This window comes from Metabacillus sp. KUDC1714, assembly GCF_014217835.1.
In the GTDB taxonomy this organism is placed as follows: Bacteria; Bacillota; Bacilli; order Bacillales; family Bacillaceae; genus Metabacillus; species Metabacillus rhizosphaerae.
In genome coordinates this window covers 2,898,785-2,924,879 of record NZ_CP055263.1, presented here as the reverse complement: position 1 = coordinate 2,924,879, position 26,095 = coordinate 2,898,785, and the positions used below count along the sequence as shown (strand labels likewise).

Below are 26,095 nucleotides of genomic sequence, written 5' to 3'. Positions count from 1 at the left end.
CCTTGTTAAAATAGTAATTTTTGATCTGATAATAACTTGTAAATATCTTCTTTTGTAAGAAGGGGAGAATTTTTTGATGAGTAACCCTGTTTCTTTACCTTTGTAAATCCTTTAGGAATTTGCCAATCTTTCTTTATTAATGAAGGGATAATATATAAGTTCTCATTTTCATAGGCACGTTCTGATTCACTAATTGTCATTAATTCTTCATACTCTTTTTCACCTGGCCGTACACCGATATTAACAATTTTATTGGTATATTTATTATGATTTTTATGATTATAATCGTGAATTAATACTTCCGCCATATCTTTAATATTTAATACAGGCATTTTTAATACAAATATCTCACCGCCAACAGAGTATTCCATAGCATCAATAATTAACTTAACTGCCTGGGGGATCGACATCATGAATCTAGTCATATTATTACTCGTAATCGTGACAGGTTTATTTTCTTCAATTTGCTTTTTAAATAATGGAATAACAGATCCTCGAGATCCCATGACATTGCCAAATCGAACACATGAGAATGTAACGGGTGAATAGCCTTTATATAGCTCACCTGCCAACAAAAGCTTTTCGGATAATAATTTCGTAGCTCCCATCGTATTTGTTGGATTTACAACTTTATCAGTACTTACTCCAACTAGCTTTTGTACATTGGAATTAATAGATACATCTATAATATTTTGGACTCCAATTACATTTGTTTTAACTGCTTCGAAAGGGTTATATTCACAAGCTGGTACATGCTTTAAAGCCGCTGCATGAAAAATATAATCAATATTTTCACATGCATATTTTAGTCTTACTCTATCCCTAATATCCCCTATTAAATATCTCACATTATCGAAATTGCTTAGTTCTTGTTTTAATTCAAATTGTTTTGACTCATCTCTACTATATACCCTTAAAACGTTTGGATTATAGGATAAAAGTTGCCTTACAATTTCACTACCTATTGAACCAGTTCCACCTGTGACTAAAATATTTTTCCCTCTAAACATATTTATCAATCACCTTTCAAATTTCAAAGAGTGGATTTTATCAAAACCTAATTCTTTTTATTAATTACTTACCACTCTAAAATCCTATTTGTTTCAGCTTGTTTTCTGTCTGATCTTTCATCAAAAAAATTGGTTTGCCATTGTCTCATATAAGAAGAAAGATTGCCTTCCAGGCAAAGATACTGTCTATCTTTTTTTAAATCATTCCAAGTTTGCTTTGAGAAAATCTCTTCTGCATTTTAGTATAGCGACCATTCAAAAGATCAGCATTATTAAGGCAAAGGACCGTCCAAAAGTGCTCAATATCGACGACCCTACGTTTGATCGCAATCGTAGTAAACAGGTATAGTTGCTTTCCCGTTGTTTTGATCATGCTTCTCTTAAAATGCGATTCTATAAAGGATTTGGAATGCTTACATTAGGCTGGTCAGACGGGCATACTTTCGTACCGATTGACTTCTCTTTACTAAGCTCAAAAACGTCTTCCATTAATGGGATCAATGAAGAGGTTAATAAGCGCTGTTCTGGTTATAAGCGTCGTACCAAAGCGCTCCAATCTGCTCCTGACCAAACAAATCCCGGTAATGATTGAACGAGCATTGTCCAAGGTAATTGAAGCCTCTTATGTCTTGATGGACACGTGGTTTACTCAACAACCTCTTATTCAAGCTATCGTCGAACAAGGACTTGATGTGATCGGAATGGTGAAGAATGCCAAGTAACGCTATCAGGTAAATGGACGGTTAAAGATATACCAGAAGAAAGGTTTGATAAACTATTCTATTCTAAATGGCTTTTTAACAGATAGCATTGTTTTAACTGGCTAACAATTAAAAGAGCAAATATCCTTTTTCGTAATGGAAAGTAGATTCATCATTTAGAGACTTAATTAGTGGGCTTAATATATCGGTTGCCAGTTAATTTAAAGATTAGGTCTGAGATTGTTTGAAAGGAATATTCATTTGGGTACCTATTTGAAACAAATTTATTTCTAATATTGTTGTATTCTGTTGCAATTGGGCTTTTATTTGAAAATAATTGCCCAGCCAAATGATTAATACTTTTTGGATCAGAGCTGACAAAACGACCCATATCATCAAAATAATCAAAATGTGAATAAAAATACAGATCAGGACGAATATGATCCTTTGTTTTTAAAAATAAAACGATTGGTTTTTTGAACATCATAGCCTCTAGACCCATCGTTGAATTTGCCGCTACTATTACAAGATCGATATTATAGAGTAGATGATACAGATCAATTTCCCGGGGGACGATTTTTATAGATTGGTGAGCAGAGAGTATTGATTCATATTTTTGAAGTGTATTTCGTGCATATTCATGCGGGTGGGGTTTTATAAGAATTTCAAAGGACGAGTTTTTAGACAGAATTTGAATTAAGTTGGATAATAGATCTATATCGGAATGCGGTTGAGTGGCTACTACAACGGACTTTTTTTGGGCGTTCAATCCCAATTTCTGTTGTAGTGTCGATTTAGGCATTTGGGGTCCCATGAAGATACGATCATGTCTCGGGTGACCTGTTACCTCTATTCTATCTTCGTCAACTCCTCGAGCAAGATACCATTCCTTTTCGTAATTACCAAAGACACAGTTTTTAGTTGCAAATACTGGCATAAATTGGATTTCACCAAATAAACCATGCTGTAAACAAAGACTTGGTATCCCTTTCTTGCCAGCCATAATGGTTAATATTCGGCTAAAAGTATCAGTGGTTGTACCGACAATAACACAGGAAATAGGTACTTTTTCAAAGTAATTGTCAATTTTACCTAATACATTTAATAAAACCGGAATACTCCTTAAAAACATATTCTGAAATCCGGGATTTGAATAAATTGGATGGGATTTGAAATTTCCAAAGATCTCTTTTGCTTTCATGACCAGTTTATCCTTCATTTGGTTCATGTCAACTTCATAATTCTTAAATGTTTCACCTGCATTCACGTGATTCATCATATGAATTTTTGAAGGATCTAAGTACTGTGCAAAAGAGTATGCATGTAGGACAAAATCGTAAAGCATCAATTTGCCATTTTTCTGTTTATTCCCAGTTTTTCTATTCACTAGTGGATCCATTATTAAATTATATTGTTTTTGAATCTCACCTTTCTGATTTATTTTCACTTTTAATTGATCTTTAAATGATGGTTTCGATAATTCAGGATGCAGATTACACCGAGTAAAATAATTTTCTACTTTTATTAATAATGGTAAAGGAATTCCTTTATATTCTATTTCACGAAACTGATGGATAAAATCTAAGTGAAAAGAATAAAAATTTATAAAATATTCTTCCATGGCCTTTCCCCCTATAAATGCAAGAACGATTCTCGCAAATAAATTATTTCCCATTGCCATTTAAACAAGATACATTAACTGAGGTCAAAAGTGTAAAGTATTAATGGACCGAAATATAATGCACCAAGACAGACACTTAAAAGGATTAATATATATTATTACAAGACTATCTTATTGGTCACGTCTAGTGTCATAGTTGATTCAAATTCATTAAATAAAAACATTTAAGTAAATCACATTTTTCAACTATAATTTTCTCCTATCACAATATCGTTTTTCACTTAAATTTATTGACTAAAAATCAAATAAAAAGGGCCTATTTTGATGATTTCACATCACTTTTCAAAAACACTTAAATCAATGGAAACGTAGGTTGAAGCATCAATTTCATATGTTTTATGCAAAAATGTGCTCAATGATAAAGCAATTGTTTTGATTCATACATATTGTATTTAATAAATAATAAATTTTAATATTTAATTCATTGTTTATAAACTAAAAATAGGGGGATAAGTGATGAAGATAAATATTTTTGGAGTTGGCAGATCAGGGACAAAGGCAATACAATTATATCTTTCCTATTTGTTAATAAAAAAAGAAGGCAAGGTTAGAATTAATTATGAACCATATTATTGGATGAACAGAAAAACGCAGCAATTAAATTTTGAAGGGATTTTTCATCACATAACTTCAAATTTATCATTAAATGAGGGGCAACTTTCTAAACAACATACAAACTACTTAAACAGTCTTATCAGTGGTAATAAAAGCGTTGTTACAAAATTCATCAGGGCAAATGGAAGAATCAAAGCAATAAATCAGATCATGCAACCAGATTTAACCATAGTCGTTATAAGAGACTTACATGGGGTTTTAAATTCGTTATCTAAACATGGATGGGATTTGTTAGGGGAAAACTTAGTATACCCCAATGATTGGAGCAGATTTCTACAGGAGATTAAAGAGAAAAATATTATTCCTAATCAAGAATTAGAATATTGCCTAAATCATATCACAGACAGGATGGATCGCAATGCCTTTTACTGGTATATCATGAATATACTTGCAATTGACAGTCATAAATATGTTAACTACTATATTGAATACTCAGATATAAAATTAATAGAAAAAATAGCTACTCAATACAATCTTTTAAAAAAATACTATTCTATCCATGATAAAAGATTCACTGGTTCTAATATCTATAATGAATCTTTCATTACCGAAGTCCATGATGTTCATAATAGTAGGTCTATTCCCCAAATAGGAAGTTATGATGTATTAAGTAAAAATGCTAAAAATATACCCCTAAGTAAGATAATCAATACTAAAAATTTAAACAAAGACTCAAATGATTTTTACGACTATTTAAATAATAATATAAAGAAGAAATTGCTTGAATTAAACAGGAATCAACTGTAACCAGAATACCATCATTACAAAGTTTCATGTAATAAGGACTATGAGTAACTTCATACTAAGAATTTTTGAAGGGATGAAAGTAATACAGTCTTATTTTGGAAAAGATAACCACAACTAGCAGTCACAACGTTCTTCTTTCATACTATAAAAAGAAGCTAGAGCGCTTCAAACCCTTGATGGACTTGAAATGTTCGTAATAAAAAATTACGAATACCATCAACCTTCGTTCACCTATAATAATTGTAATAGAACGAACTGGATTAAATCTTAAAGAAAGGAATTCTAAGGCTGTGCTCCTATTTAATCTATCGTTTTATCTCCTATACTGATTACCCAAAGACTTTTTGTGAACTTCCAAGATATTGTGCCATGACAAAATCTTTGGCATAGTACAAGGGTGGAATCCTCTTAATCGGGTTAGATATTGCATTGGAACATTAGTTCAATATCAAAAAAAGAACTTTTACTATTAACCGTTAGAAGAAATTTCTAGAGGAAGGGACTAATAAGATTAGCAAAAACCATCAATGAATGATTGCATGCGATGCCGATGTTACTAAAAGTGTATTCTCTAAGGAGCGACTGCTAAGTTGACCAAAAGATCGCTACTAGAGTACCCAATGAAGTTGAATACACTTACATTTCTTTCTTATTAAATAGCATGATAAATCCTCTACTAGGATATTTGCTTTTTGCTTACAAGAGCATGTTGTTATCTCTTGTTACATCTCGCATTGTCTTACTTACTTTTTCCATTTCATGCTCTGTTTGCTTATCTTTCTTTGTTTCAATTGAAATCTTTATATACCTAATTAACGTCTTATGAGGGTGTTTATCTAATAGAAGTTATCATTTCATTTTATTAATCACAATTGGTTAATACAAACAACTCTTACAACTTGGTTGTAAGAGTTTGGTACCAACATAATAAAATACATACGTTTAATATTTATTCCGAGACTCAAGATACCATTCTATAGTTTTTTGAAGTCCAGTATTTAAATTAGTTTTTGCTTCAAACCCAAAATAATTTTTCGCCAATTCAACATCCAGCTGTCTACGAGGTTGCCCGTCTGGCTTGCTGTCATCCCAAACAAGTTCCCCTTGGTAGCCTGTCATTAATTTAATTTTTTCCGCTAGATTCCTTATGGAGATCTCCTTACCAGACCCTATATTTACAGGTTCGGATTGATCGTAATTCTTTGTAGCTAAAATAATACCTTCAGCCGCATCCTCTACATAAAGGAATTCTCTGGTTATATTTCCTGTTCCCCAAAGAGAAACACTTGATTCACCTTTAACTTTCGCTTCAATGCATTTCCTAATTATTGCAGGAATAACATGAGAGGATTCAAGATCAAAATTATCACCAGGCCCATAAAGATTTACAGGTAATAAAAAGATAGAATTATAACCATATTGTTCACGATAAGCTTTAGATTGTACAAGCATCATTTTTTTTGCTAAACCATATGGGGCATTCGTTTCTTCGGGATATCCATTCCATAAATCCTGTTCTTTAAAAGGAACAGGTGTGAATTTAGGATAGGAGCAAATTGTTCCAATCGCAATAAATTTCTCAATTTGGTATAATCGGGATTGTTCCATTAATTGAATTCCCATTATGAGATTATCATAAAAGTATTTTCCTGGGTTCTTTTGATTTGCTCCAATTCCTCCTACAGAGGCCGCTAAGTGAATAATTATTTCTGGTTTGAAGGTTTGCAACATCATATCAATATCTTTTTCTTTTCTTAAATCAAACTCTTTGCTTCTTGGAATAAAAATCTTTTTACACCCTTGCTTCTTTAACAAATCAACTACATGCTGGCCTAAAAACCCTGCCCCACCAGTAACTACAATTCTTTTTTCTGATATATCGAGTCCCATGAAATAACCTCCTATATTTTTCAAATCATTTCAGCAAGGAAGAAAGTTTCAAGCATAGCTCTAATCTGGATCAAAAACTTAACCACATAAAAGGTTCTAACTAACTTTAGGAAAAGAGTTATTACCAGTTCAAATCTATTTATATTCAATATTAAGCTATTTCGTTTTCTTGTCCTCGTTAATTCCTACTCTATTTTTTAAAGCAGAATCCTTAATACCTAGGTTGTCAACCTGATTGGTTAAAAAAGTGGTGATAGGATCAAACCATTTAGATGCTGCAATCTTTAAGTTACATTCATTTATCAATACTCACTCTGCAAAACATTTATTAAGGAACCTCCCTAAACATTAGTTACTACAATACTTCTTCTGTAAAATGAAATGGACTATTAAATTGGTTAAATATAGGAAGCTTACTGTCTTTTTCTGATATTTTTGGTGTTTTATTAGGCCAAGGAATATCCAACGATGACCAATGAATTCCATGGTCATATTCAGGACTGAAAACTGTGGAGGTTTTGCAGAGCATGATTGCAGGTTCCTTGCAAACATAAAAACCATGTGCTAATCCTTTGGGGATATATACCATACTTGCTTTTTTTGCTGACAAATGAAACGTCTCAAATACTCCATAAGTAGGAGAACCCAACCTTAAATCTACTACAACATCAAACACCTCACCTGAAATACAACTTACTAATTTCACTTGATCTTTTGGCGGTAGTTGAAAATGTAACCCTCTTAATACATCCTTATCCGAGATTGAATAATATTCCTCAGCAAATTCAACTTCTAGGTGTTTTTCAAGAAAGATATCTTTATGGAATACTTTAATAAGTGTCCCTCTCTTATCTTCAAATTTATCCGGAATAATTTCAAAACAACCCGGCAACTTAGTTTTCTTAATATTAAAGTTCAAGTCGTTCACCACTCTTCTATTTGATTCTCATCTGATTAATTGGGTTTAGGCATATTTTTAATCCAACCAAAAAGGACGGTTAAGCGATGGATGCTTGCTTTTCATACAAATCCTTTTCAGTGAAGAAATCTTCAGCTTTTGAAACATAGCACTATATTAATAAATATAAAAACTCTTTTTATTTCATTCAAAGTTTGAGTTAAAGAAATGAACACTATCAATTTAACTTTTTGCTAATCTATAAATAAAATTTAGAAGGTAAATGTAATGCTTTCAAGGATAAATTTCTTTTTAAATGGAAGGATGTAATTCTATAATCGGAAGCTGTCAAAAAGAGCATCTTTTTCGTTAAAAATGCGCAAAATTAGTTAGTTAGTTAGTTAGTTAGTTAGTTAGAATAATTTGGTGCTGGGAACCTATTTGCATACAACCAATTTTGTATTTGGTCTGGTCCCTGTTTTAAAAGACAGTAAAAATCATACTCTTCCTTTGAAAAAGGAAGAATGTTGTCAACTTGAAAGTCAACGTCTCTTAAATTGAAAGCCCATGGTTCCGTTACCAGCTTAATATCCACGTTCTGTTCATTTGATTGGATAGGAATTTCAATTTCTAAAGATTTTCGATTTTGTTTTATTTTCATTTGATAACGGTCATTTATATAAACATAACAATTAGGAAAATAACTTTTGATTTTTATAACCAGAGTATGCAAAGGAAACCTTTTATCAGTTTCTATTTGAATGTGAAACACTGACGGGGCCAAATCATCTTGATGTTGTTTTCTTGTAATTATTTTTGGAGAGGGACTAAAAATAGAATGGGTTTTAAGTTTTTCCATTAACCAAATTCGACCTTTGGGAAAATTATTAACTGCAAAAGCCCAAACCCAATGGTTTGACACTGTACCAAAGTTCCTATTACTTACTTCAAAAATTTCTAAAAAACCAGTTTCATTCATAACTTTAACGGTTTTCGCATCCGGGTGTAATCTAGAATTAGCGAGAATTTCATCAATATATCCAATCGGATATTTTTTAGCAATTCTCATCCATAAATCATAATCCATGCAAAAATGTAGTTTTTCATCAACTCCATCTACATCCTTAAATACCTTTTTTTTAATAAATGCAGCAGGTTGACATATAATACATGCTTTAAATAAGTTTTCTATCATAAAGGGTTCAACAGGATAAGGATCAGTGGGTTGATTCCGTTCATTTGTAAAGTTCGCTTTTCCATATACCAATGCCCTGCTATCCTGTTCGTTAAAAGAATGAACAGCCTTCTCAATAGCTCCTGGCAAATATGTGTCATCAGAATTTAACCAACCTATAATCTCACCCTTTGCCATATTTAGCCCTTTGTTAATGGCGTGTGATTGGCCACGGTCTTTTTCTGATACAAATCTAAAATTTGCTGCTTGGAGACTGTATCTCTTCAATATGTCCAGAGTACCATCAGTTGAGCCACCATCAATGACAATATGTTCAATATTAGGATAATTTTGGTTTAAAACACTCTCGATTGTTTCTTTAATGAATTGTGCTTGGTTGAAAGAAGGTGTAATCACGCTTACCAAAGGATATTCATCTAGTTTCAATAGCTACACATCCTTTTATATTTCTTTGAAAATATGAAACTGTCGTATCAATGAATAAATAGTTAGTAGTTATTAATAATTTGGGAATTATTACACCGTTGTCTGCTTCCACTGGTTTGTTTTGTAATCCAAAAAATAAGCTCCCTTATTTTTTGATGCTGTATTTGGTGAGTAACAACGCTCAATAAACTTTTTATTAGCGGTTGTAGTAAAATGTACCGAATTAAGTTTATAATATTGATTGGAACCTGTTTTTTTACAACAAAGAGTCCCATCAATTAAATAGATTTTTTTCTTGTCATCTAACATTTCAACTCCTGGAAACGAAAGGTGTAAATTATTATCAAAAAAAGAATTTGAATAAATTCCATGTACTCTATTTCCTTTAAGATGCCTTTCAAAAAATAGCCTTTGAGTTACCATATCTGATACTAATAGATCTCCGTTACTAAGATGATGTCCTGTTTCTTTAGTATAAATCTTGAGATCTTCGTACAACTTGGGATCACTAAAATATTCTTGCTGTAATTTACAAAGATCTTCAATATCTTTTAATGTGGTTATAGTAGTCCATGTAAATTCATATGAAAAATTTCTATATTCTTGCTTGTTTATATTTGTATATAACATAACGTCTGAATCAAACACCCAGCATTCAGGAATTTTATGTTTCCTCATAAAATCTCTTAAAACAAACCATCTTTGGAAGCAAAATAAGTTATAATAATACTCATTAGAACTTAAATGTTTATAAGCTTTGGCAAAATTCGATGCTCCTTCGCTATAATCATCTATCATAAAGTGCTTAGTATCGTTTGAGATATATTTAGCATTTGATTCACTTCCAAGTAAAATTACATCAGAATCTGGATTAGACAATTTGGCCTGTCGTAAAATATAATATAGATAAGCATCATCTGTTCGATGTATAAATATAATTGGTAAAGTCATTTAAAAATACCTCCATATAATGATAAATTTATTTTTATTTACAAAGCAATCTTTTATGGGTCATGCAAAGATCATAGATATACTGCTGTAATGATCCTATTAACACGTTGGGCTTTTTCTTTTCTACTTGTATGAGAATCCACCCTTTTTTATCTTTGTTTTCACACTTTTTGAAATTTAAATATATTCAGAAATTTGATTCAAACAGATTTTTTTTATTTCTTGACCATCTCTATAGGCAATAGCCCACTCAATCACTTTGTCAATCGCCTGATCAATATTCCATCTAGGATGCCAACCTAATTCTTCAATTGCTTTTGAGCAATCTAATTTTAAATTTTTTGCTTCATGAAGGCCACTTGCTTGTTGCAAATCATAAGAAATATCATTATCCCATTTTTTAATCATTTTTTTAATGATCCATTCCACAGACTTTGTGTCATCATCAAATGGTCCAAAGTTCCATGCTTCTCCGTATGTTCGTCCTTCCGAATACAATTTTTCCGCTAACATCAAATAACCACCTAAAGGTTCCAAAACATGCTGCCATGGTCTAACAGCTCCAGGATTCCGAATCTTCAACTTTTCCCCTATCAGAAAAGATCTAATACAGTCCGGTATTAATCTATCTTTTGCAAAATCTCCACCGCCGATTACATTTCCAGCTCTGGCTGTTGCTAACCCAATACCATGAGATTCATAATTGTCAGGGTTAAAAAAAGAGTTGCGATAAGAACAAGTCACCAACTCCGAACAAGCCTTGCTGTTTGAATAAGGATCATAACCACCCAACCGGTCAATTTCTCGATAGCCCCAGTTCCATTCTTTATTTTCATAACATTTATCAGAGGTTATATTAATCACTGCTCTGATCCGATTAGTATTAACCGCCAAACTTTTCACTGCTTCTAAAAGATGAATTGTTCCCATTACATTGACGGCATAAGTTTCTACTGGTGTTTGGTACGATTGATTGACAAGTGGTTGCGCAGCCAAGTGAAAAATTATATCTGGATCTGCTTGGATTAGTACTTTCCGCAACTTCTCCTCATCTCTTACATCTCCAATGACAGAATGTATCGATTTGCTGAGCCCGCAAAGTTCAAACAAGCTAGGTTTAGTTGGCGGATGCAAAGCATAGCCGGTCACATCAGCTCCTAAGGAAAGTAACCAGAGAGATAACCAAGATCCTTTGAATCCCGTATGCCCCGTTATAAATACTTTTTTCCCCCTCCAAAAATTATCAATTAACTTTGCAGCCATGGTGCATTCCCCGATTGCCAAAGAGATTCCAAATATTTCTTATCTCTTACTGTATCCATAGAATACCAAAATCCTGAATGTTTATAGGCCATTAATTGTCCATCTTTTGATAAATTTTCTAATGGATCCTTTTCTAGTACTGAGTCATCTCCTTGAATATATTCAAACACTTCCGGATTCATAACAAAGAATCCTGCGTTTATCCATCCGCCATCCCCTTGCGGCTTTTCTTGAAATCCTTCTACTTGACTATTATCATTTATTTGTAACGCCCCAAAGCGTCCAGCTGGCTGTGTCGACAATACTGTAGCCAACTTTCCATTCGACTTGTGAAATTCTACAACCTTTTGTATATTAGCATCAGTAACACCATCACCATATGTTAATAAAAAAGGTTCATTCCCTATATAATCTTGTATTCGTTTAACCCTACCACCCGTTTGCGTATCAATTCCTGTATCTACAAGAGTCACTTTCCATGCCTCAACTTTGTAATTATGAATAATTCTCTGATTCAAATTTCCAAAATCAAAAGTCACGTCCGATTGATGTAAAAAATAATTAGCAAAATAATCTTTAATGCTGTATCCTTTATAACCCAGACAAATGATAAAGTCATTGAAACCGTAACGTGAATAAATTTGCATAATATGCCAAAGAATCGGCTTATCTCCAATCTCGATCATGGGTTTTGGCTTTAGAATTGATTCTTCACTTATTCTTGTTCCATATCCCCCAGCCAGAATAACAACTTTCATTTAACATCCTCTTTCCAATAAAGAATTTTTTATATCGGTCTATAAGGTTATTAATCTTCAGAACCTAGTTCCATTCTTTTAATTCCTTCTTCTAGGGAAATCTTTGTCTCCCAGCCTGGAAGGCACTTCCCCTTATTCCAAGGTATCATCACCTCATTGTGTCTATAGAGACGTTCTCCCCAATTTATTGATAGACGCTTTCCAGTCACACTCCCATAAATACTAACAATTTCTTTCAAGGGAATCGGGTTGCCAGACGAAACAGCGTATTCTTCCCACTGATTTGATTTACCTTTTTGAAAACGCTCGGCAGCCTTCATAAAAGCATCTACTACATCATCAATATAAACTAGATCAATTAATTGTTCTCCAGGTGACATAGCTAGAGTATTATTTTCATTTGCTGTCTTTCGCAACAGTGTAAATAATTTCGGTCTCGGATCATTCGGACCAAAAGTATCAAATAATTTCAAAGTAATGACCTTTAATAAAGTGGTCTGTGTATAAAAAGTTAAAATTGATTCAAATGCTTGTTTCGTTGCTGCGTATAAACAAACAGGGTTATATTTCTTATTTTGAAAATGCTGCCAAGATGTTCCTGTATTAATCATGCAGCTTGATCCGATAGCTGTCATAGCATCTACCAATTGTGTCCCAAAAGTTATATTGCTCTTTATCATTTCCTCAATATGCTTAGTTTGATGATGGGCCAAGAACAGCGAAGCCAGATGAAAGACAATATCAGGCTTTATTGATTTTAAAATTCCCAACATATTTTCTGCTGAACCATCGTGATAATGAAATGTAACATTGTTTTTAAGATTATCCAATAATGTGAGCTTTGATTGAGGCCGTAAAATAACATGGACACGCCATCCATTCTCAACCAAACGCTTTGTAACATTTGATCCTACAAATCCAGTCGCTCCAGTCACCAGTGCAGTTTTATTAATTTTACTTCTGCTCAAGAGTTTAATTCTCCATTATATACGAATGGGGAAGAAAATTTTGATAACGAGACAAATCCCATGTCTCTATTTGAAAGTATTGGCTGACTAGTTGGCCATGGGATACCTGCAGAGTCCCAATGAATTCCAGTGTCATGTTCTGGTGAGTGACTGCTAGTGACATTGTATACAAGAATTGCTGTCTTACTTAAAACATAAAAACCATGTGCCAAACCGCGAGGAATATATAGCATGTTTCCTGTGTCAGCGTTTAGATTAAAAGTTTCGTATTTTCCATAAGTTGGTGAACCTTTACGTAAATCGACTACAGCATCCAATATATTACCCGTAATCACATATACCAATTTTTCATGATCTGATGGAGGAATTTGAAAATGCAATCCACGTAATACTCCCTGATGAGAAATTGAATAATACTGTTCGATAAAATTGGTTTCTAAATTATATGACTCAAAAAGATTAGAAGAGTAGATTTTAACAAATGCTCCCCTTTTATCTTTAAATTTATCCGGCACAATTTCATAGCAACCGGGAATACTCGTATCTTGAATTATCATATCTTTGTGCACTTCTCCTTTTATATGCTAATATCAAGCACTGTTTTCACTCCAATAATTCTCTTGTTTTATTAATTCATTTTCATAGTATGCTTTATGAATAATATAGGAACGCAGTCATTCCCCCAATCCTCTACCACTTCCATATGGATGAATTAAAAGTTCAAAAGTTTATAAATTTACTGTCTCTCCTAAGATAACTTGATAGATGATAGAATAAATTAACATCAGTATTTAACTTTAATTACTATTCGCAAACCTATTCAAATCACTGTCAACCATCATTTTAATTAACTCTTCAAAAGAAACTTCAGTCTTCCATCCAAGTTTTTCTTTTGCTTTATGAGGATCTCCTAACAGAATATCAACCTCCGCAGGTCGCATAAGTTTAGGATCTTGAACAACATATTTTTTCCAATCTAAACCAACATAGCTAAAAGCAATTTCTACTAACTCCTTTACCGAATGTGTTTCACCTGTTGCAATTACATAGTCATCAGGTTTCTCCTGTTGAAGCATCAGCCACATTGCATTAACATAATCACCTGCATATCCCCAATCGCGCTTTGCATCAAGATTTCCTAAGCGAAGCTCTTTTTGTAAGCCTAATTTAATTCTTGCTACAGCCTTTGTTACTTTTCTTGTAACAAATTCTAGACCTCTTCTAGGGGATTCATGATTAAATAAAATTCCGGAACATGTATACATCCCATAGCTTTCGCGATAGTTGACTGTGATCCAATGACCGTATACTTTTGCTACTGCGTACGGACTTCGAGGGTAAAAAGGAGTCGTTTCTTTTTGCGGAATTTCCAACACTTTTCCATACATTTCACTACTTGAAGCCTGATAAAAGCGGATATTCGGTTTTGTTAACCTGACAGCTTCCAACATATTTGTGACACTTAATCCTGTGGCCTGGCCTGTATAAATGGATTGAACCCATGAATCAGCAACAAAAGATTGAGCGGCTAAATTGTAAATCTCATCAGGATCGGAAATTTTTATTGCGTTAATCAACGAGGGAAAATCTAATAAATCACCAGAGATTAATTCGATTTTATCAAGTAGATGGTTGATGTTTTCAAAATTAGGTGTTGCTGTCCTTCTCTTTAACCCGTATACTTTATAGCCCTTGCTTAATAAAAGTTCAGCTAAATATGATCCATCCTGGCCCGTTATGCCGGTAATCAATGCTTTTTTCATTTTACCAACTCCAGTCACTTCTTTAGACACAAACACAACATATTATAAAGTATGCATTTACTAATACATTGTCTGTATGATTGACCAGTCTTTACTTTACTAGTTTCGTTTTATCTGTTTTTTTCACGATTAGTTCAATTAATACATATAAGTAAATAACGGTACAATTCGTTTTATTGGTGTCTAACCGGAAAAATTAAATCACCCCTTTAAACATGATGAAGATAAAAGAACATTATCTTTATTTGTCATAATTTGAATCGTACATTTACTTTGTTGATTTTAGCACTAGAGGAGGTTGAATGATGATGAATAATAACCTTCCATTAGTTTCCATTATTACCCCATCCTATAATCAGGGGAAATTTATTCGAGAAACGATTGAAAGTGTATTAAAGCAGGATTATATGAAGTTAGAACATATTGTAATCGATGGGGGATCATCTGATGAAACCTTACAAATATTAAAGGAATACAGCAATTTAGATTCAAGATTTCGATTTGTGTCTGAACCTGATAATGGGCAATCCCATGCCATTAACAAAGGAATAAAGTTGGCAAAAGGGGAAGTTATTGGTTGGCTTAATTCTGATGATACTTATCTACCTGGAGCTGTAAATCATGTTGTAAATGGTTTTTTACAGAATCCTAATTGGTCAATGGTATACGGAAGTGCAAATATTACGAATGTAAATAATGAAATTTTATCAAAATTCGTTGCAAGACGGGTCAGGTTAAATGATTTATTCACAAGCTGCCCTATATGTCAGCCAGCAGTATTCCTTCGTAAAAAAACATTAAATGAATTAGGAGGCATTGACGAAAGCTTAGACTTTTGTATGGATTACGATTTATGGATTCGAATTGCAATAAGAGGATATGAGATGGGAAATCTAAATGTTTTTTTAGCTAATTCAAGATACTATCCTGAAAGCAAGTCTGGATCAAAATATGCTGATGTCGGCTTTCCAGAAATAATCAGGACAAGTAAGAAACATTTCGGTGTTGTCTCAGCTACTTGGCTTAATTTATTTTTAAAACATTATCGAAATAAAGGAGTATTTTGGTTTATAAAATTATTTAAATCATTCTCAATCTTTGATAATAGTCCCAACATAAAAGAAACAAATTTAATAGAGAAATCATGGGCACCGCAAAACCTTCAAATCAATATACAAAATATTCCAAGTAAACCGTTGCATTCCATAATTATTAAAGGAATTCAAGAAAAGTTTGACAACATATCATGCAGTTTTCTAATAAATGATCTTTTGATTCAAAAAATAAAAATAAATAAAGGACCTTTTGAATTTCAAATTCCCCTTACTTCAAAAAACACTACAAATAGATTTTCAATTATCTGCGATAAAAGTATAAATGTGGGAATGGAGCATAAAATTTATAAAATTTCCGAAATTCTACCTCTTTCTAAAGAAGAGAACGAATTTATGGAGGAATTTGAAAAAGGAGAGTTATATGTTAAACGCTGGATAAAACGATATTTTATTTACTAGCATCTATTGGAGTGAACAGGAATTTAATAATTTTTCTAGCTATCATTTCATAAGACTTCACTACTTTTTTATCACTATTCATTACAATTGAAGTTGAATACTATTATTTAAAAAGTGCAGAGATAATAATGGTATTTAGCTCTGCGCTTTTTGCAATATAACGTTCTTACATTACATTCACTTTCTTATTAAAGACATTCTCCCCAAAAGCTTTCTGCATTAAAAATAATGATTGTTCAAACATTTCATTTATTCCATAATATCAAAAATTGTTCCAAGTTTTTTAGCCAACGTAAGGTCGTGCAGTATAGGCATGAGCGGTTTCAGTTTCTAATTTTGATTCTGTGAATGCCTTTTTCTTAACTTCACGGATGCCACGAAGTTCCTTTTTAATATTTGTTTTTAAATTGCGATCTTTTTCAAATGATCCAAAAAACCCTTGAGAAATGCATGGATAAAAAAGGGACTCCTTTACTTGAAAAACTGTTCAGAATAGTCAGGATTGTTGATAACTATAAAAGGGATTATCGTCAGGTAGTAAGGTTGTCCACAAGTTTAGGAAGAATTACATATCATTAAACCCTCGAATCGGAAAATAAGTAAAAAGTTGAAAATAGGCTCTCAAATTAAATAAAAGAAATCGAGAAAAAATTGACCAAGGAAGAAGATCTGGAATTCGTGGATAACTTCAAATGTTTTGGGAAAGGGTTATTTGCCTGTTATGATCACCCCATTTTGCAAAGGAACAATAATGACCACGAACTCTCCTTTAAGTAAAACGAAGACATCGCCGGATAACTTGACTATGATCACCGAATCGCTACATTATGTGCCATGGTGAGTATCTTTTATTTGCCGAGAATGCCATAGATAATCCCACTACCATATCTCGGTTAACATCAGTTTCTTACGGTAATTACAAGAATGAAATGGAAAAGTAGGGCGAACCAAACGAGTAAATATTAAACGATTTCAATTTAAACGGGATCATGATCATTTCCTTAAAGAATTGGGAAAAAATAGCTTAACAAATAATTGTGTTAGTTATGCCGTTTTTTTGAAGTAACAAAGTCCTGAATTTTACTATACTATTTTGTGTGTGATCTTTTAATAAAATAATATATGGATAATTCATAATTAATCGGGTTACGAAGTATCGTTATATAAGAAGATGGCTTTTGTATTTGTCGTGAATACCAAACATAAAATGCCCGCTATACATTTAAGTTGAGGATTTTGCTTAATTTTTCTATATTAAATAATTTACAAATTGATTATTAACTTCCTGGAATAATTTATTTTTTCTCTAATAGTACAGTTATTATCCAAAATCCTGTTTTGAGTAGTTCCTACTGTTTTAGGTATGTGAAGAAAAGTATAATACTGTCTTTAAATGCCATTTGTTCACCTCTATCTTAAAATAACCATTAAGATACGTTTATTTTACTGTTTATCATTTAGTATGTCTTTTATTTTATGCTCCAGTGATTTATGACAGACTAACAACCCATCTTCTGTTGAGGCAATGATTAAATCTTCCACTCCAATTACTATTGCTTTTTTGTCCTCTGATTTAATAACGCAATTTTTTGTAGTTAACAGATGGATATCATCACCTTGAACGAGGTTCTCACCATTTTTTTTATTGTTGAGGCGGTCCCATGCACTCCAGTTCCCTACATCATACCATTGCAGATTTACCGGAATCGTATAGATGGTATCCGCTTTTTCTAATATGGCAAAATCAATGGAGATTTTAGGAACAAGAGAATATTGAGTTTTAGAAACTTGTTCACAGTTTTTAAGTTTCTCCCATATATCAGGTCGGAATTTTTCCATATAATAACCAATTGTTGAAGGTTTCCAAATAAATATGCCGCTGTTCCAATAGATATTATCTGTTTTCAATAATTCTACTGCCTTTTTCATGGATGGTTTTTCAATAAAAGCTTTAACCCTAAGTACTTCATTTTTGCTTACTTCATTGTTGCTTACTTCATTCCTCTCAGCTTGAATATAACCGTATCCTGTTTCTGGACGTGTTGGTTTTATACCTAATGTCACAATTGCACATTTATTCTCAGCTATCTCTTCTGCGAGCGAAAATATTTCTGGAAAGACATGATCGTCAGGAATATAATGGTCTGCAGGTACAGCAGCAAAAGCCTCATTGTCATTATCTTTTAAAAAGTGTAAAGCAGTTAATGCAAGACATGGCGCAGTATCCCTTGGTAAGGGTTCCATTATAATCTGATTGTTGTTAATCGAAGGTATCTGCTCTTTAACTAAAGAAAAATATTCCTCAGTTGTTAAAATGTATATTTTTTCAGACGGAAGCCACTTTCTAAATCGATTATACGTTTGTTGCAGCATTGTTTCATTCGACATTAAAGACAAAAACTGTTTTGGTTTATCTTTTACGCTCCAAGGCCAAAATCGGGTTCCCTGCCCTCCTGCCATAATTACAACTTTCATTATTCAACACCTCGACATTCTTATTTACATATCCGACACAACATACTTTACAATATGTGTTTTGATAGAATATCGCGTGGAGTGATGACTATGTTGGCGAAATTGTGTTCTTGTCCTAATGACTAAACTAAAAAAAGAGAAAAGCATCGCTTTTATAAGGGACAGTTAAAGATAGAAGAACGATTTAAATAATGGAAGGTTCAAACTTATTTTCATGTGTGCTCTGCAGTCACACAATCTAGGTGGTTAAAATCCACTCGGTAACTTTACCCTTTAAATAACCGTAGCCGCAATTGAAGAGTTACTTTATGTACAAATAATAGAAGTCACTATGAATAAATGTGTACAAAATCTCCCTTATACATTGAAATGTGTATCAAAGACCTATATAGAAAAATACCTCAATGAAATGTGAAGTGTTCAATTTCCGAGAGCATCATATGTTATGTGAATTGGAGTGAAAAAAAAAAAATGATTCGATAGAGTCATTTACCGTTTCATTTACCAATTCTATCAATATATTACATTAGGTATGAAAATAATTGTTAAGTAGGGAGATTATTTTCGTATACTACTATGGTAATGTTAAGAAAGGAGATTGTTTTCTATGTTTATCCATTCCACAGGACAAATAGGTTCACCACTATTAAATCTTGGCTCTGTTCGCGTTGATGTTATGAATAAGGTTGAAGAGACCACGCAAATAGTGAGTATTTTGTTTTTTAATACTGCAACCTCACCTAAAACTCTTGTAAGTCAGGATACTTTTTCAATTCCTCCAAGTAGTGGTGCATCCCGAACCTTTACTCCTCCAATCTTTCCGAATAACTACGAAATCGTAGTACGAACAAATAATCAAAGAGTAATCCCTTATATTACTGGGATAGATGCCCTTGGGCTAAATCTCAATCCTAGTGTAACATTTAAGTATGGGGACTTATTTGTATATGAAATTCCAGGTACTATTGGATTGGGAAATTAAAGTAACTAATCTAAACAGTTTATATACGAATACTTTTTGATTTTGAACAGACTTTACTCTTTGGTAAGTCTGTTTCTTTTAATTATATGTATAGCTTCCATATCACTTAATTTACATTTATATAACTATATGACGAGTATTACACTTAAAATAGGAGGAAATTATGATTATATCTCATAAACATAAATTTATCTTTATAAAGACTAAAAAAACGGCAGGAACTAGTATAGAGATTAGTTTATCACGATTTTGTAGTGAGGAAGATATCATAACGCCAATCTACCCAACAGAGGATGAAAATATAAGAGCTGAATTCGGGAAATTTCCACAAAACTACGTAATCGAAATTCACGAGAATAACCAAATAGAGAAAAAAGAATTTTATAATCATATTCCTGCTGATGAAATTAAAAAGTTGATAGGAGAAAATATATGGAACTCTTATTATAAATTCTGTTTTGAGAGGGATCCCTGGGATAAAGTTATTTCCGCCTACTACTTTATAGCTACAAAAAAATCAAATGAGAAAATAACTTTTGAACAATTTCTGGATACTTACGTAACATTCCCTTATAACTATCCCTTATATACGATAGATGATCGTGTAGTTGTTGATTTTGTCGGTAAATATGAAAACTTAGAAGAAGATATAATGAAGATTTGTAAAGAAATTGGATTACCATACGATGGGTGGCTCCCAAAAGCTAAAGGAAATTATAGAAAGAACCGAGACCATTATACTAAATTTTACACATTAGAACAAAAACAAATAGTAGAAAGATATTATAAAAAGGAAATTGAGTTATTCGATTATCGTTTCGGTTCTGGTGTTATTTAGAACAATCCATAATCGTAGTTCAACGAATAACTGATTTAATTTCTTCTCTAACGCCTTGAGATTTCCTCAAAAAGCCTATCCCAAGAAATTATAGGTAATTTTTTTAGTATTATCCCTATTCTCTTTTAGATGGGGAGTCTAACTTTGATTCCCATCTTTTTTGAATTTCTAAAGTGTTGATAAAGTCAATATTGGACATGTTAACATCTTTTCCTAATCTCCCCTGTTTGGCTTCTGAAACTTAAAAGTCGAGGGACTTAAAGTAACTGGGAAAACCTTTCTTTATGGTACTAAAAAAGTAAGAAACTCCGCAAATTCATTGCAATTGTTTACAATTTTTTTATCGTTATTATTAAGTTTTTATTCCGGCCTAAATTAAGGGGGATATCATTTTTCTATTGTCCACTAGAATCTTTAGTTGATGATTTCCTATTAATTTCTTCTAAAGAGTAAAGTAATAAAGAGAAAAGACTCTAAACACGATAAAGAATAGTTACTGATTAACAAAATTTATTTTAGGAAATATTATAGAGAAGCTTAAATTAATAAAATGATTTTAAAATTACTTTTATCATAGTGGACATAGTCTAAAAATCTATATGAAATTTCTTAAAATACCAGTCATCATTATATTTTCGTTTTTGAAAATAGCTTTCACGTTGCTTAATAACACCGTCTTGCAGTACTTGTGACTCAATAATTTTTGCTTTACTATTAGTAATGAACATCTTGCATTTTTGTATACGTACATCATTAAAATGAGAAAACGCCATTCTTATTAAATTGTAATAAACATCATCGCTTCTAACTTTATATGGATGGATTCTTCTAAATAAGTGTAAAATTGTTACGTCAGGTAATACATGACAGCGATAACCAAAAAGCCATAGCTTTATCGACAGTTCCACATCTTCATGGCCCCACGTTTTAAAGCCAATCTCAAAGCCGCCGACATCATTAAATACTTTTCTTGAGATGACGAAGCAACCTCCAGGCAATACAGCTGTTTCAAATAAATTGTTTTGTTTAAGATTCCATCCTGTTTCAAGCTTAGGAGATAGAGTTTGCCCGTATCCAATAGCTTGTGGATTTTCCATATCCGCTATGCCTGGTGTAACAGCATCAGATTTCCCGCTAACTAGTGGTTCTAATAATCGGTCGATCCACCAATTCTCAAACTGCAAATGAGCATCACAAAAGATAAGATATTCTCCTGATGCTTTTGCTGCTCCTAAGTTTCTTGCGTTAGCAGCACCGATCCCCTTGGTTTGAACCAACTTTACACGAGCTTTATTTTGATAAGTTTCAAGAAAATTACAGCAGCCATCCGTTGATCCATCGTCAACAACAATTGTTTCAAACGCATAGTTTGTTTCTATTGAAAATAACGATTCAAGTGTTGATCTAACATTTTCTCCCTCATTTTTAACGGGGAAAATTATAGATATTGAGGGTTGTGATTTCATTCTTTTTGTCGCTCCTTTAAAAGATTTCCATTATTAATTTATGATTATTATGAAACATTGTGAGGATGAATTTGTTTTGTATATATGTAAAGGGCGTGAATTAGACTGAAATAGAAAATTTATGGGGTTAATCACTAAAAACTTCAAAAATTATTAAAATTAGTAAATGTATATCGACATGAGTCCATTCCTATTTGTACGTTCAGACATATACAATAGTATGTCAAAAAGAAATCAGTTATAAAAACTCTAGAACGATTTGGAACATATCGTTTCTTTTGACAAAAATAACTTTAGGAGTGAAAAGAATGAAGAGAAATACAGGTTGTGGTTGTAATGATAACCACTCAAAACAACACGGCTGTCCTCCTGGTCCATCTTGTGACGTAGCACATTCAACATCAGGGGAGTGTACAGTTACAGAGTTTCCGGTAGTAGCTGATGAAGAAAGAACGGTTGTTCTTACAGATATTACATTACAAACTATTGTCAAAGCGGATATAAAGCTTCCAACGTTTGCAAGGGAAATTAAATCTATTAGGAAGAATGTTTCATTAACACAGTGTAGAGCTGTCCCTTCTTTCCTAGACCCTTCATTAACTGTTAAATTATGGGTGGAAGGTATTGTACACAAAAATATTCAATATGTAGAGGATTGCAATGGATGGATTAAAGATTATAGCGTAGATGTTCCATTTGACTGTTTTATAGAAGTTCCACTTGAAAACCCTATTTTCTTCCCGTTTGGTCAGTTTAGTCGAAAAAGTTCTGTTGATGAAGTTAGAGAACTTTCTAAGGATGGTCACGGAGCAGACCGTTGTTCATTTGGAACAGTAACATTCGAGGTATTTAATGAACCAATTGGATGTAAATTGCTTTTTGCTGCTGTCAACGAACTAGACGAATTAAGCAATTTTGACAACTGGGGTAGATTTGACAGAGTTACTGAGAAAATGGAAGTCTTACTTGCACTTAAATTATTCCAAAAACAACAGAATTTCACACCTCCAACAATTGCACCAACTACACCACCTATTACTGGAGGAGCTACTTTCGCAGGATCTACTATTTACGACAGTATCAGAAATGTAATGCGTCGCTAATAAAAATTTTGAAAGGGTGTCTCATAAACAAGACACCCTTTCTTATTATTTATGTGTTCAAAGAAAGCTCCCTGCTGAATTAAGATCAATATACTGCTGCTGCAATAGATCGATAGCAAGTTTGGCTCTTCCTTGAATAGAGACCTTTGGCGTCTCTGCCTGAGATCCTACTTCATCATGCCATACAAAGTTGATACTTCGTAAAGAATATTCAATTTGATCTGTAATTTTCTGACAATACTCGTAATGTGAACTAACCTCTCCAGCATCATGTGATCCAAACATAAACTCTCTTTGACTGCTGCTTGATAAGACAGGAGGGTAAAGCCAATTAATAGTAATAATTTTCTCCCATGGAACTGGAACTTTTACTGTATGAAGTGTGTGTGTAAGGTTCTCGTTTACATATTGGATATCTGCTATCAGTATCCCTTTCAAGAAAACAGTAGTTGAAGGTAATAGCACACGGCATTCTAAAGAATCAATCGCCCACTCAATTTTAGTTATATTTGCTATTGGCAATGAAAATTCTAACGAATTAAAAATATCGATATCAATGTTCGTTTTAGCAAGTAAAACAGGAAGTTTTACTATTGGGAGGTGCGATTTTTGTGAACAATTTTCAGAAAGATTTTGCTTTAAAGGAGTTTTGCAAGATTCGTCCTCCCTATTTTCCTCCTTTAAAAGCTCTCTTTCAAAACCATCCTGACTAGAAGCATGCTCATGCTCATCTTCAAGCATTAAAGAAAATTTATCTAGTAAAGAGTCAAATCTATTTAGACTTGAAGTAGCATCTTCAATAAACTCATCCTGAACTGAAGAAGATTCATTCTGTAGTGATGAGACTTCTTCAGCGGTAGGAGCAAACTCATCAAGTACGGAAGAGGTTTCTTCAAGCTTCATTGAAAACTCTTCTTCTAGTGAGTTATCTGCTTCTTTGGTTGATTCAGACTCATCCCACTCGGGAGATCCTTCTTCAAGCATTTCTGAAAACTCTTTTTCTAATGAAGAATCTTCTTCTTTGATTAATTCAGACTCTTCACATTCAGGAGATCTTTCTTCAAGCTTGGCTGAAAACTCTTCTTCTAATGAAGTATCCTCTTCTTTGATTGATTCAGACTCTTCACATTCGGGAGATCTTTCTTCAAGCATCCCTGAAAACTCTTCTTCTAATGAAGAATCCTCTTCTTTGATTGATTCAGACTCTTCACATTCGGGAGATCCTTCTTCAAGCATCCCTGAAAACTCTTCTTCTAATGAAGAATCTTCTTCTTTGATTAATTCAGACTCTTCACATTCGGGAGATCCTTCTTCAAGTTTCTCTGAGAACTCTTCTTCTAATAAAGGATCCTCTTCTTTGATTGATTCAGACTCTTCACATTCGGAAGATCCTTCTTCAAGCATCTCGGAAAATTCTTCTTCTAATGAAGAATCCTCTTCTTTGATTGATTCAGACTCATCCCGTTCGGGAGATCTTTCTTCAAGCATCTCGGAAAACTCTTCTTCTAATAAAGAATCTTCTTCTTTGATTAATTCAGACTCTTCACATTCGGGAGATCTTTCTTCAAGCATCTCTGAAAACTCTTCTTCTAATGAAGTATCTTCTTCTTTGATTAATTCACAATCATCCCATTCGGGAGATCTTTCTTCAAGCATCTCTGAAAACTCTTCTTCTAATGAAGTATCTTCTTCTTTGATTAATTCACAATCATCCCATTCAGGAGATCTTTCTTCAAGCATCACTAAAAACTCTTCTTCTAGGGTTGTGACTTCCTTGTTCATTGATTCAGACTCATCCTCGGGAGATCTTTCTTCAAGCATAGCTAAAAACTCTTCTTCTAGTGATGTGACTTTCTCGTTTATTGATTCGGACTCATCCCATTTGGTAGATCTTCCTTCAAGCATCGCTGAAAACTCTTTTTCTAGTGATGTGACTTCCTCGTTCATTGATTCAGACTCATCCCATTCAGGAGATCTTCCTTTAAGAATCGCTGAAAACTCTTTTTCTAGTGATGTGACTTCCTCGTTTATTGATTCAGACTCATCCCATTCGGGAGATCTTCCTTTAAGAATCGCTGAAAATTCTTTTTCTAGAGATGTGACTTCCTCGTTTATTGATTCAGACTCATCCCATTCGGGAGATCCTTCTACAAGCATCGCTGAAAACTCTTTTTGTAGTAAAGTATTTTCTTTATTGCTTGATTCAGGCTCATCTAGTAAAGAAGTTCCTTTTTCAAGCTTGCTTGAAAACTCTTCCTCCAGCATAGAGGATTCCTCACTGTCAGATGAAGACTTTTCACTAAAGGATGAAGATTCCTCGCGCTTAACAGAGAACTTATCCTGGAAGGAAAAGGATTCTTCGAGCATTGAGGAAAATTGATTCATCATCGAAGAGATTCTTTCCTTCCTTTGAATAAGTTCATCTTCATTCAACTCTTGCTTAATTTTGTTACCTGCTTTACTTAAATTTAAATTAGATGATGTTTTTGGGTGCATGAATTCATTCACATGCTCATTTTCAAATTCTTCTTGTATATTTTTCTTTAGTTTAATCTTTTGTTCCTCCAACTTTGGTCGAGGCAAAATTAAAGGAACTGAATTAATTTGTTTATCTATATTGCTAGTTGAGGATACCTGGTTATTAGTTGCTCCTGTATTCTTATACTGTTTGTCATCTACATTCAAAATTTGTTTGTTACTGTTCTTTTGTCGATCTTCTCCACGATCCATTATGCTGTTTGTAAGATCGCTTGAATTTCTATCTCTTTTCCGACGAAATGGGTAGGATCCTTCATATGCATATCTTTTATTATCCATTTTCTCTGAAAGGTGCTGCTAAGCATCCTCTCCA

The 26,095-nt window shown here is 33.1% G+C and carries 19 protein-coding genes and 1 pseudogene; 6 read left to right on the top strand and 14 right to left on the bottom strand.

What is annotated here, in order from left to right:
- Positions 1–5: 5 nt before the first annotated feature.
- Positions 6–1,010, bottom strand: a complete 1,005-nt coding sequence (locus HUW50_RS13935; RefSeq protein ID WP_185652926.1) for a UDP-N-acetylglucosamine 4,6-dehydratase family protein — start codon at positions 1,008–1,010, stop codon at positions 6–8.
- Between the two features lie 82 nt (positions 1,011–1,092).
- Here HUW50_RS13935 and HUW50_RS27690 point away from each other — a divergent pair.
- Positions 1,093–1,729 (top strand): annotated as a pseudogene (locus tag HUW50_RS27690) (transposase); the annotation flags it as partial.
- 166 nt (positions 1,730–1,895) lie between these two features.
- Here HUW50_RS27690 and HUW50_RS13925 read toward each other — a convergent pair.
- Positions 1,896–3,332 carry a capsular polysaccharide export protein, LipB/KpsS family gene (locus HUW50_RS13925; protein WP_185652924.1) on the bottom strand — a complete coding sequence of 479 codons (1,437 nt, stop codon included), beginning with the start codon at positions 3,330–3,332 and terminating at the stop codon, positions 1,896–1,898.
- Between the two features lie 516 nt (positions 3,333–3,848).
- On the opposite strand from HUW50_RS13925, the gene HUW50_RS13920 reads away from it, so the two are divergent.
- The gene (locus HUW50_RS13920) at positions 3,849–4,754 is read left to right on the top strand and encodes a hypothetical protein (RefSeq protein WP_185652923.1); all 906 of its coding nucleotides are present in this window, start codon (positions 3,849–3,851) and stop codon (positions 4,752–4,754) included.
- 942 nt (positions 4,755–5,696) lie between these two features.
- Here HUW50_RS13920 and HUW50_RS13915 read toward each other — a convergent pair.
- The 9 genes from HUW50_RS13915 to gmd form a co-directional block, all read right to left on the bottom strand.
- Positions 5,697–6,644: a GDP-L-fucose synthase family protein gene (locus tag HUW50_RS13915; protein WP_185652922.1), complete on the bottom strand. Its 948-nt coding sequence runs from the start codon at positions 6,642–6,644 to the stop codon at positions 5,697–5,699.
- A gap of 355 nt (positions 6,645–6,999) precedes the next feature.
- On the bottom strand, positions 7,000–7,563 hold the full coding sequence (gene rfbC / locus HUW50_RS13910; protein WP_185652921.1) for a dTDP-4-dehydrorhamnose 3,5-epimerase: 564 nt from the start codon (positions 7,561–7,563) through the stop codon (positions 7,000–7,002).
- A 388-nt stretch (positions 7,564–7,951) separates the two neighbouring features.
- Complete coding sequence (locus tag HUW50_RS13905; RefSeq protein WP_185652920.1) at positions 7,952–9,163, bottom strand: glycosyltransferase family 2 protein; 1,212 nt, start codon at positions 9,161–9,163, stop codon at positions 7,952–7,954.
- Between the two features lie 90 nt (positions 9,164–9,253).
- Entirely contained in the window at positions 9,254–10,114 is an 861-nt protein-coding gene (locus HUW50_RS13900) for a hypothetical protein (protein WP_185652919.1), read from the bottom strand.
- Between the two features lie 177 nt (positions 10,115–10,291).
- A complete protein-coding gene (rfbG, locus tag HUW50_RS13895) occupies positions 10,292–11,377 on the bottom strand; it encodes a CDP-glucose 4,6-dehydratase (protein ID WP_185652918.1) in 1,086 nt (361 codons plus the stop codon).
- Complete coding sequence (gene rfbF / locus HUW50_RS13890; protein WP_185652917.1) at positions 11,362–12,135, bottom strand: glucose-1-phosphate cytidylyltransferase; 774 nt, start codon at positions 12,133–12,135, stop codon at positions 11,362–11,364. Before rfbF ends, rfbG begins: the two co-directional genes overlap by 16 nt.
- A gap of 50 nt (positions 12,136–12,185) precedes the next feature.
- Positions 12,186–13,103: an NAD-dependent epimerase/dehydratase family protein gene (locus HUW50_RS13885; RefSeq protein WP_221629136.1), complete on the bottom strand. Its 918-nt coding sequence runs from the start codon at positions 13,101–13,103 to the stop codon at positions 12,186–12,188.
- Positions 13,100–13,660: a dTDP-4-dehydrorhamnose 3,5-epimerase gene (rfbC, locus tag HUW50_RS13880; RefSeq protein ID WP_185652916.1), complete on the bottom strand. Its 561-nt coding sequence runs from the start codon at positions 13,658–13,660 to the stop codon at positions 13,100–13,102. Before rfbC (HUW50_RS13880) ends, HUW50_RS13885 begins: the two co-directional genes overlap by 4 nt.
- Before the next feature lie 240 nt (positions 13,661–13,900).
- Positions 13,901–14,866: a GDP-mannose 4,6-dehydratase gene (gene gmd, locus HUW50_RS13875; protein ID WP_185652915.1), complete on the bottom strand. Its 966-nt coding sequence runs from the start codon at positions 14,864–14,866 to the stop codon at positions 13,901–13,903.
- A gap of 302 nt (positions 14,867–15,168) precedes the next feature.
- Between gmd and HUW50_RS13870 the strand changes: the two genes are divergently transcribed.
- Complete coding sequence (locus tag HUW50_RS13870; RefSeq protein ID WP_185652914.1) at positions 15,169–16,380, top strand: glycosyltransferase family 2 protein; 1,212 nt, start codon at positions 15,169–15,171, stop codon at positions 16,378–16,380.
- Between the two features lie 1,443 nt (positions 16,381–17,823).
- Here the strand turns inward: HUW50_RS13870 and HUW50_RS13865 are convergent.
- Positions 17,824–18,855 carry a mannose-1-phosphate guanylyltransferase gene (locus HUW50_RS13865; protein WP_185652913.1) on the bottom strand — a complete coding sequence of 344 codons (1,032 nt, stop codon included), beginning with the start codon at positions 18,853–18,855 and terminating at the stop codon, positions 17,824–17,826.
- A 607-nt stretch (positions 18,856–19,462) separates the two neighbouring features.
- Between HUW50_RS13865 and HUW50_RS13860 the strand changes: the two genes are divergently transcribed.
- Positions 19,463–19,837 carry a hypothetical protein gene (locus HUW50_RS13860; RefSeq protein WP_185652912.1) on the top strand — a complete coding sequence of 125 codons (375 nt, stop codon included), beginning with the start codon at positions 19,463–19,465 and terminating at the stop codon, positions 19,835–19,837.
- Positions 19,838–20,000: 163 nt separating this feature from the next.
- On the top strand, positions 20,001–20,675 hold the full coding sequence (locus HUW50_RS13855; RefSeq protein ID WP_185652911.1) for a sulfotransferase family 2 domain-containing protein: 675 nt from the start codon (positions 20,001–20,003) through the stop codon (positions 20,673–20,675).
- A 587-nt stretch (positions 20,676–21,262) separates the two neighbouring features.
- Here HUW50_RS13855 and HUW50_RS13850 read toward each other — a convergent pair.
- The gene (locus tag HUW50_RS13850; protein WP_185652910.1) at positions 21,263–22,141 is read right to left on the bottom strand and encodes a glycosyltransferase family 2 protein; all 879 of its coding nucleotides are present in this window, start codon (positions 22,139–22,141) and stop codon (positions 21,263–21,265) included.
- Positions 22,142–22,449: 308 nt separating this feature from the next.
- Between HUW50_RS13850 and HUW50_RS13845 the strand changes: the two genes are divergently transcribed.
- Positions 22,450–23,244 (top strand): CsxC family protein, encoded by a 795-nt coding sequence (locus HUW50_RS13845; RefSeq protein ID WP_185652909.1) that lies wholly within the window; start codon positions 22,450–22,452, stop codon positions 23,242–23,244.
- A gap of 57 nt (positions 23,245–23,301) precedes the next feature.
- On the opposite strand, the gene HUW50_RS13840 is transcribed toward HUW50_RS13845, so the two are convergent.
- Positions 23,302–26,061 (bottom strand): ICP22 family protein, encoded by a 2,760-nt coding sequence (locus HUW50_RS13840; RefSeq protein WP_185652908.1) that lies wholly within the window; start codon positions 26,059–26,061, stop codon positions 23,302–23,304.
- Positions 26,062–26,095 lie beyond the last annotated feature (34 nt).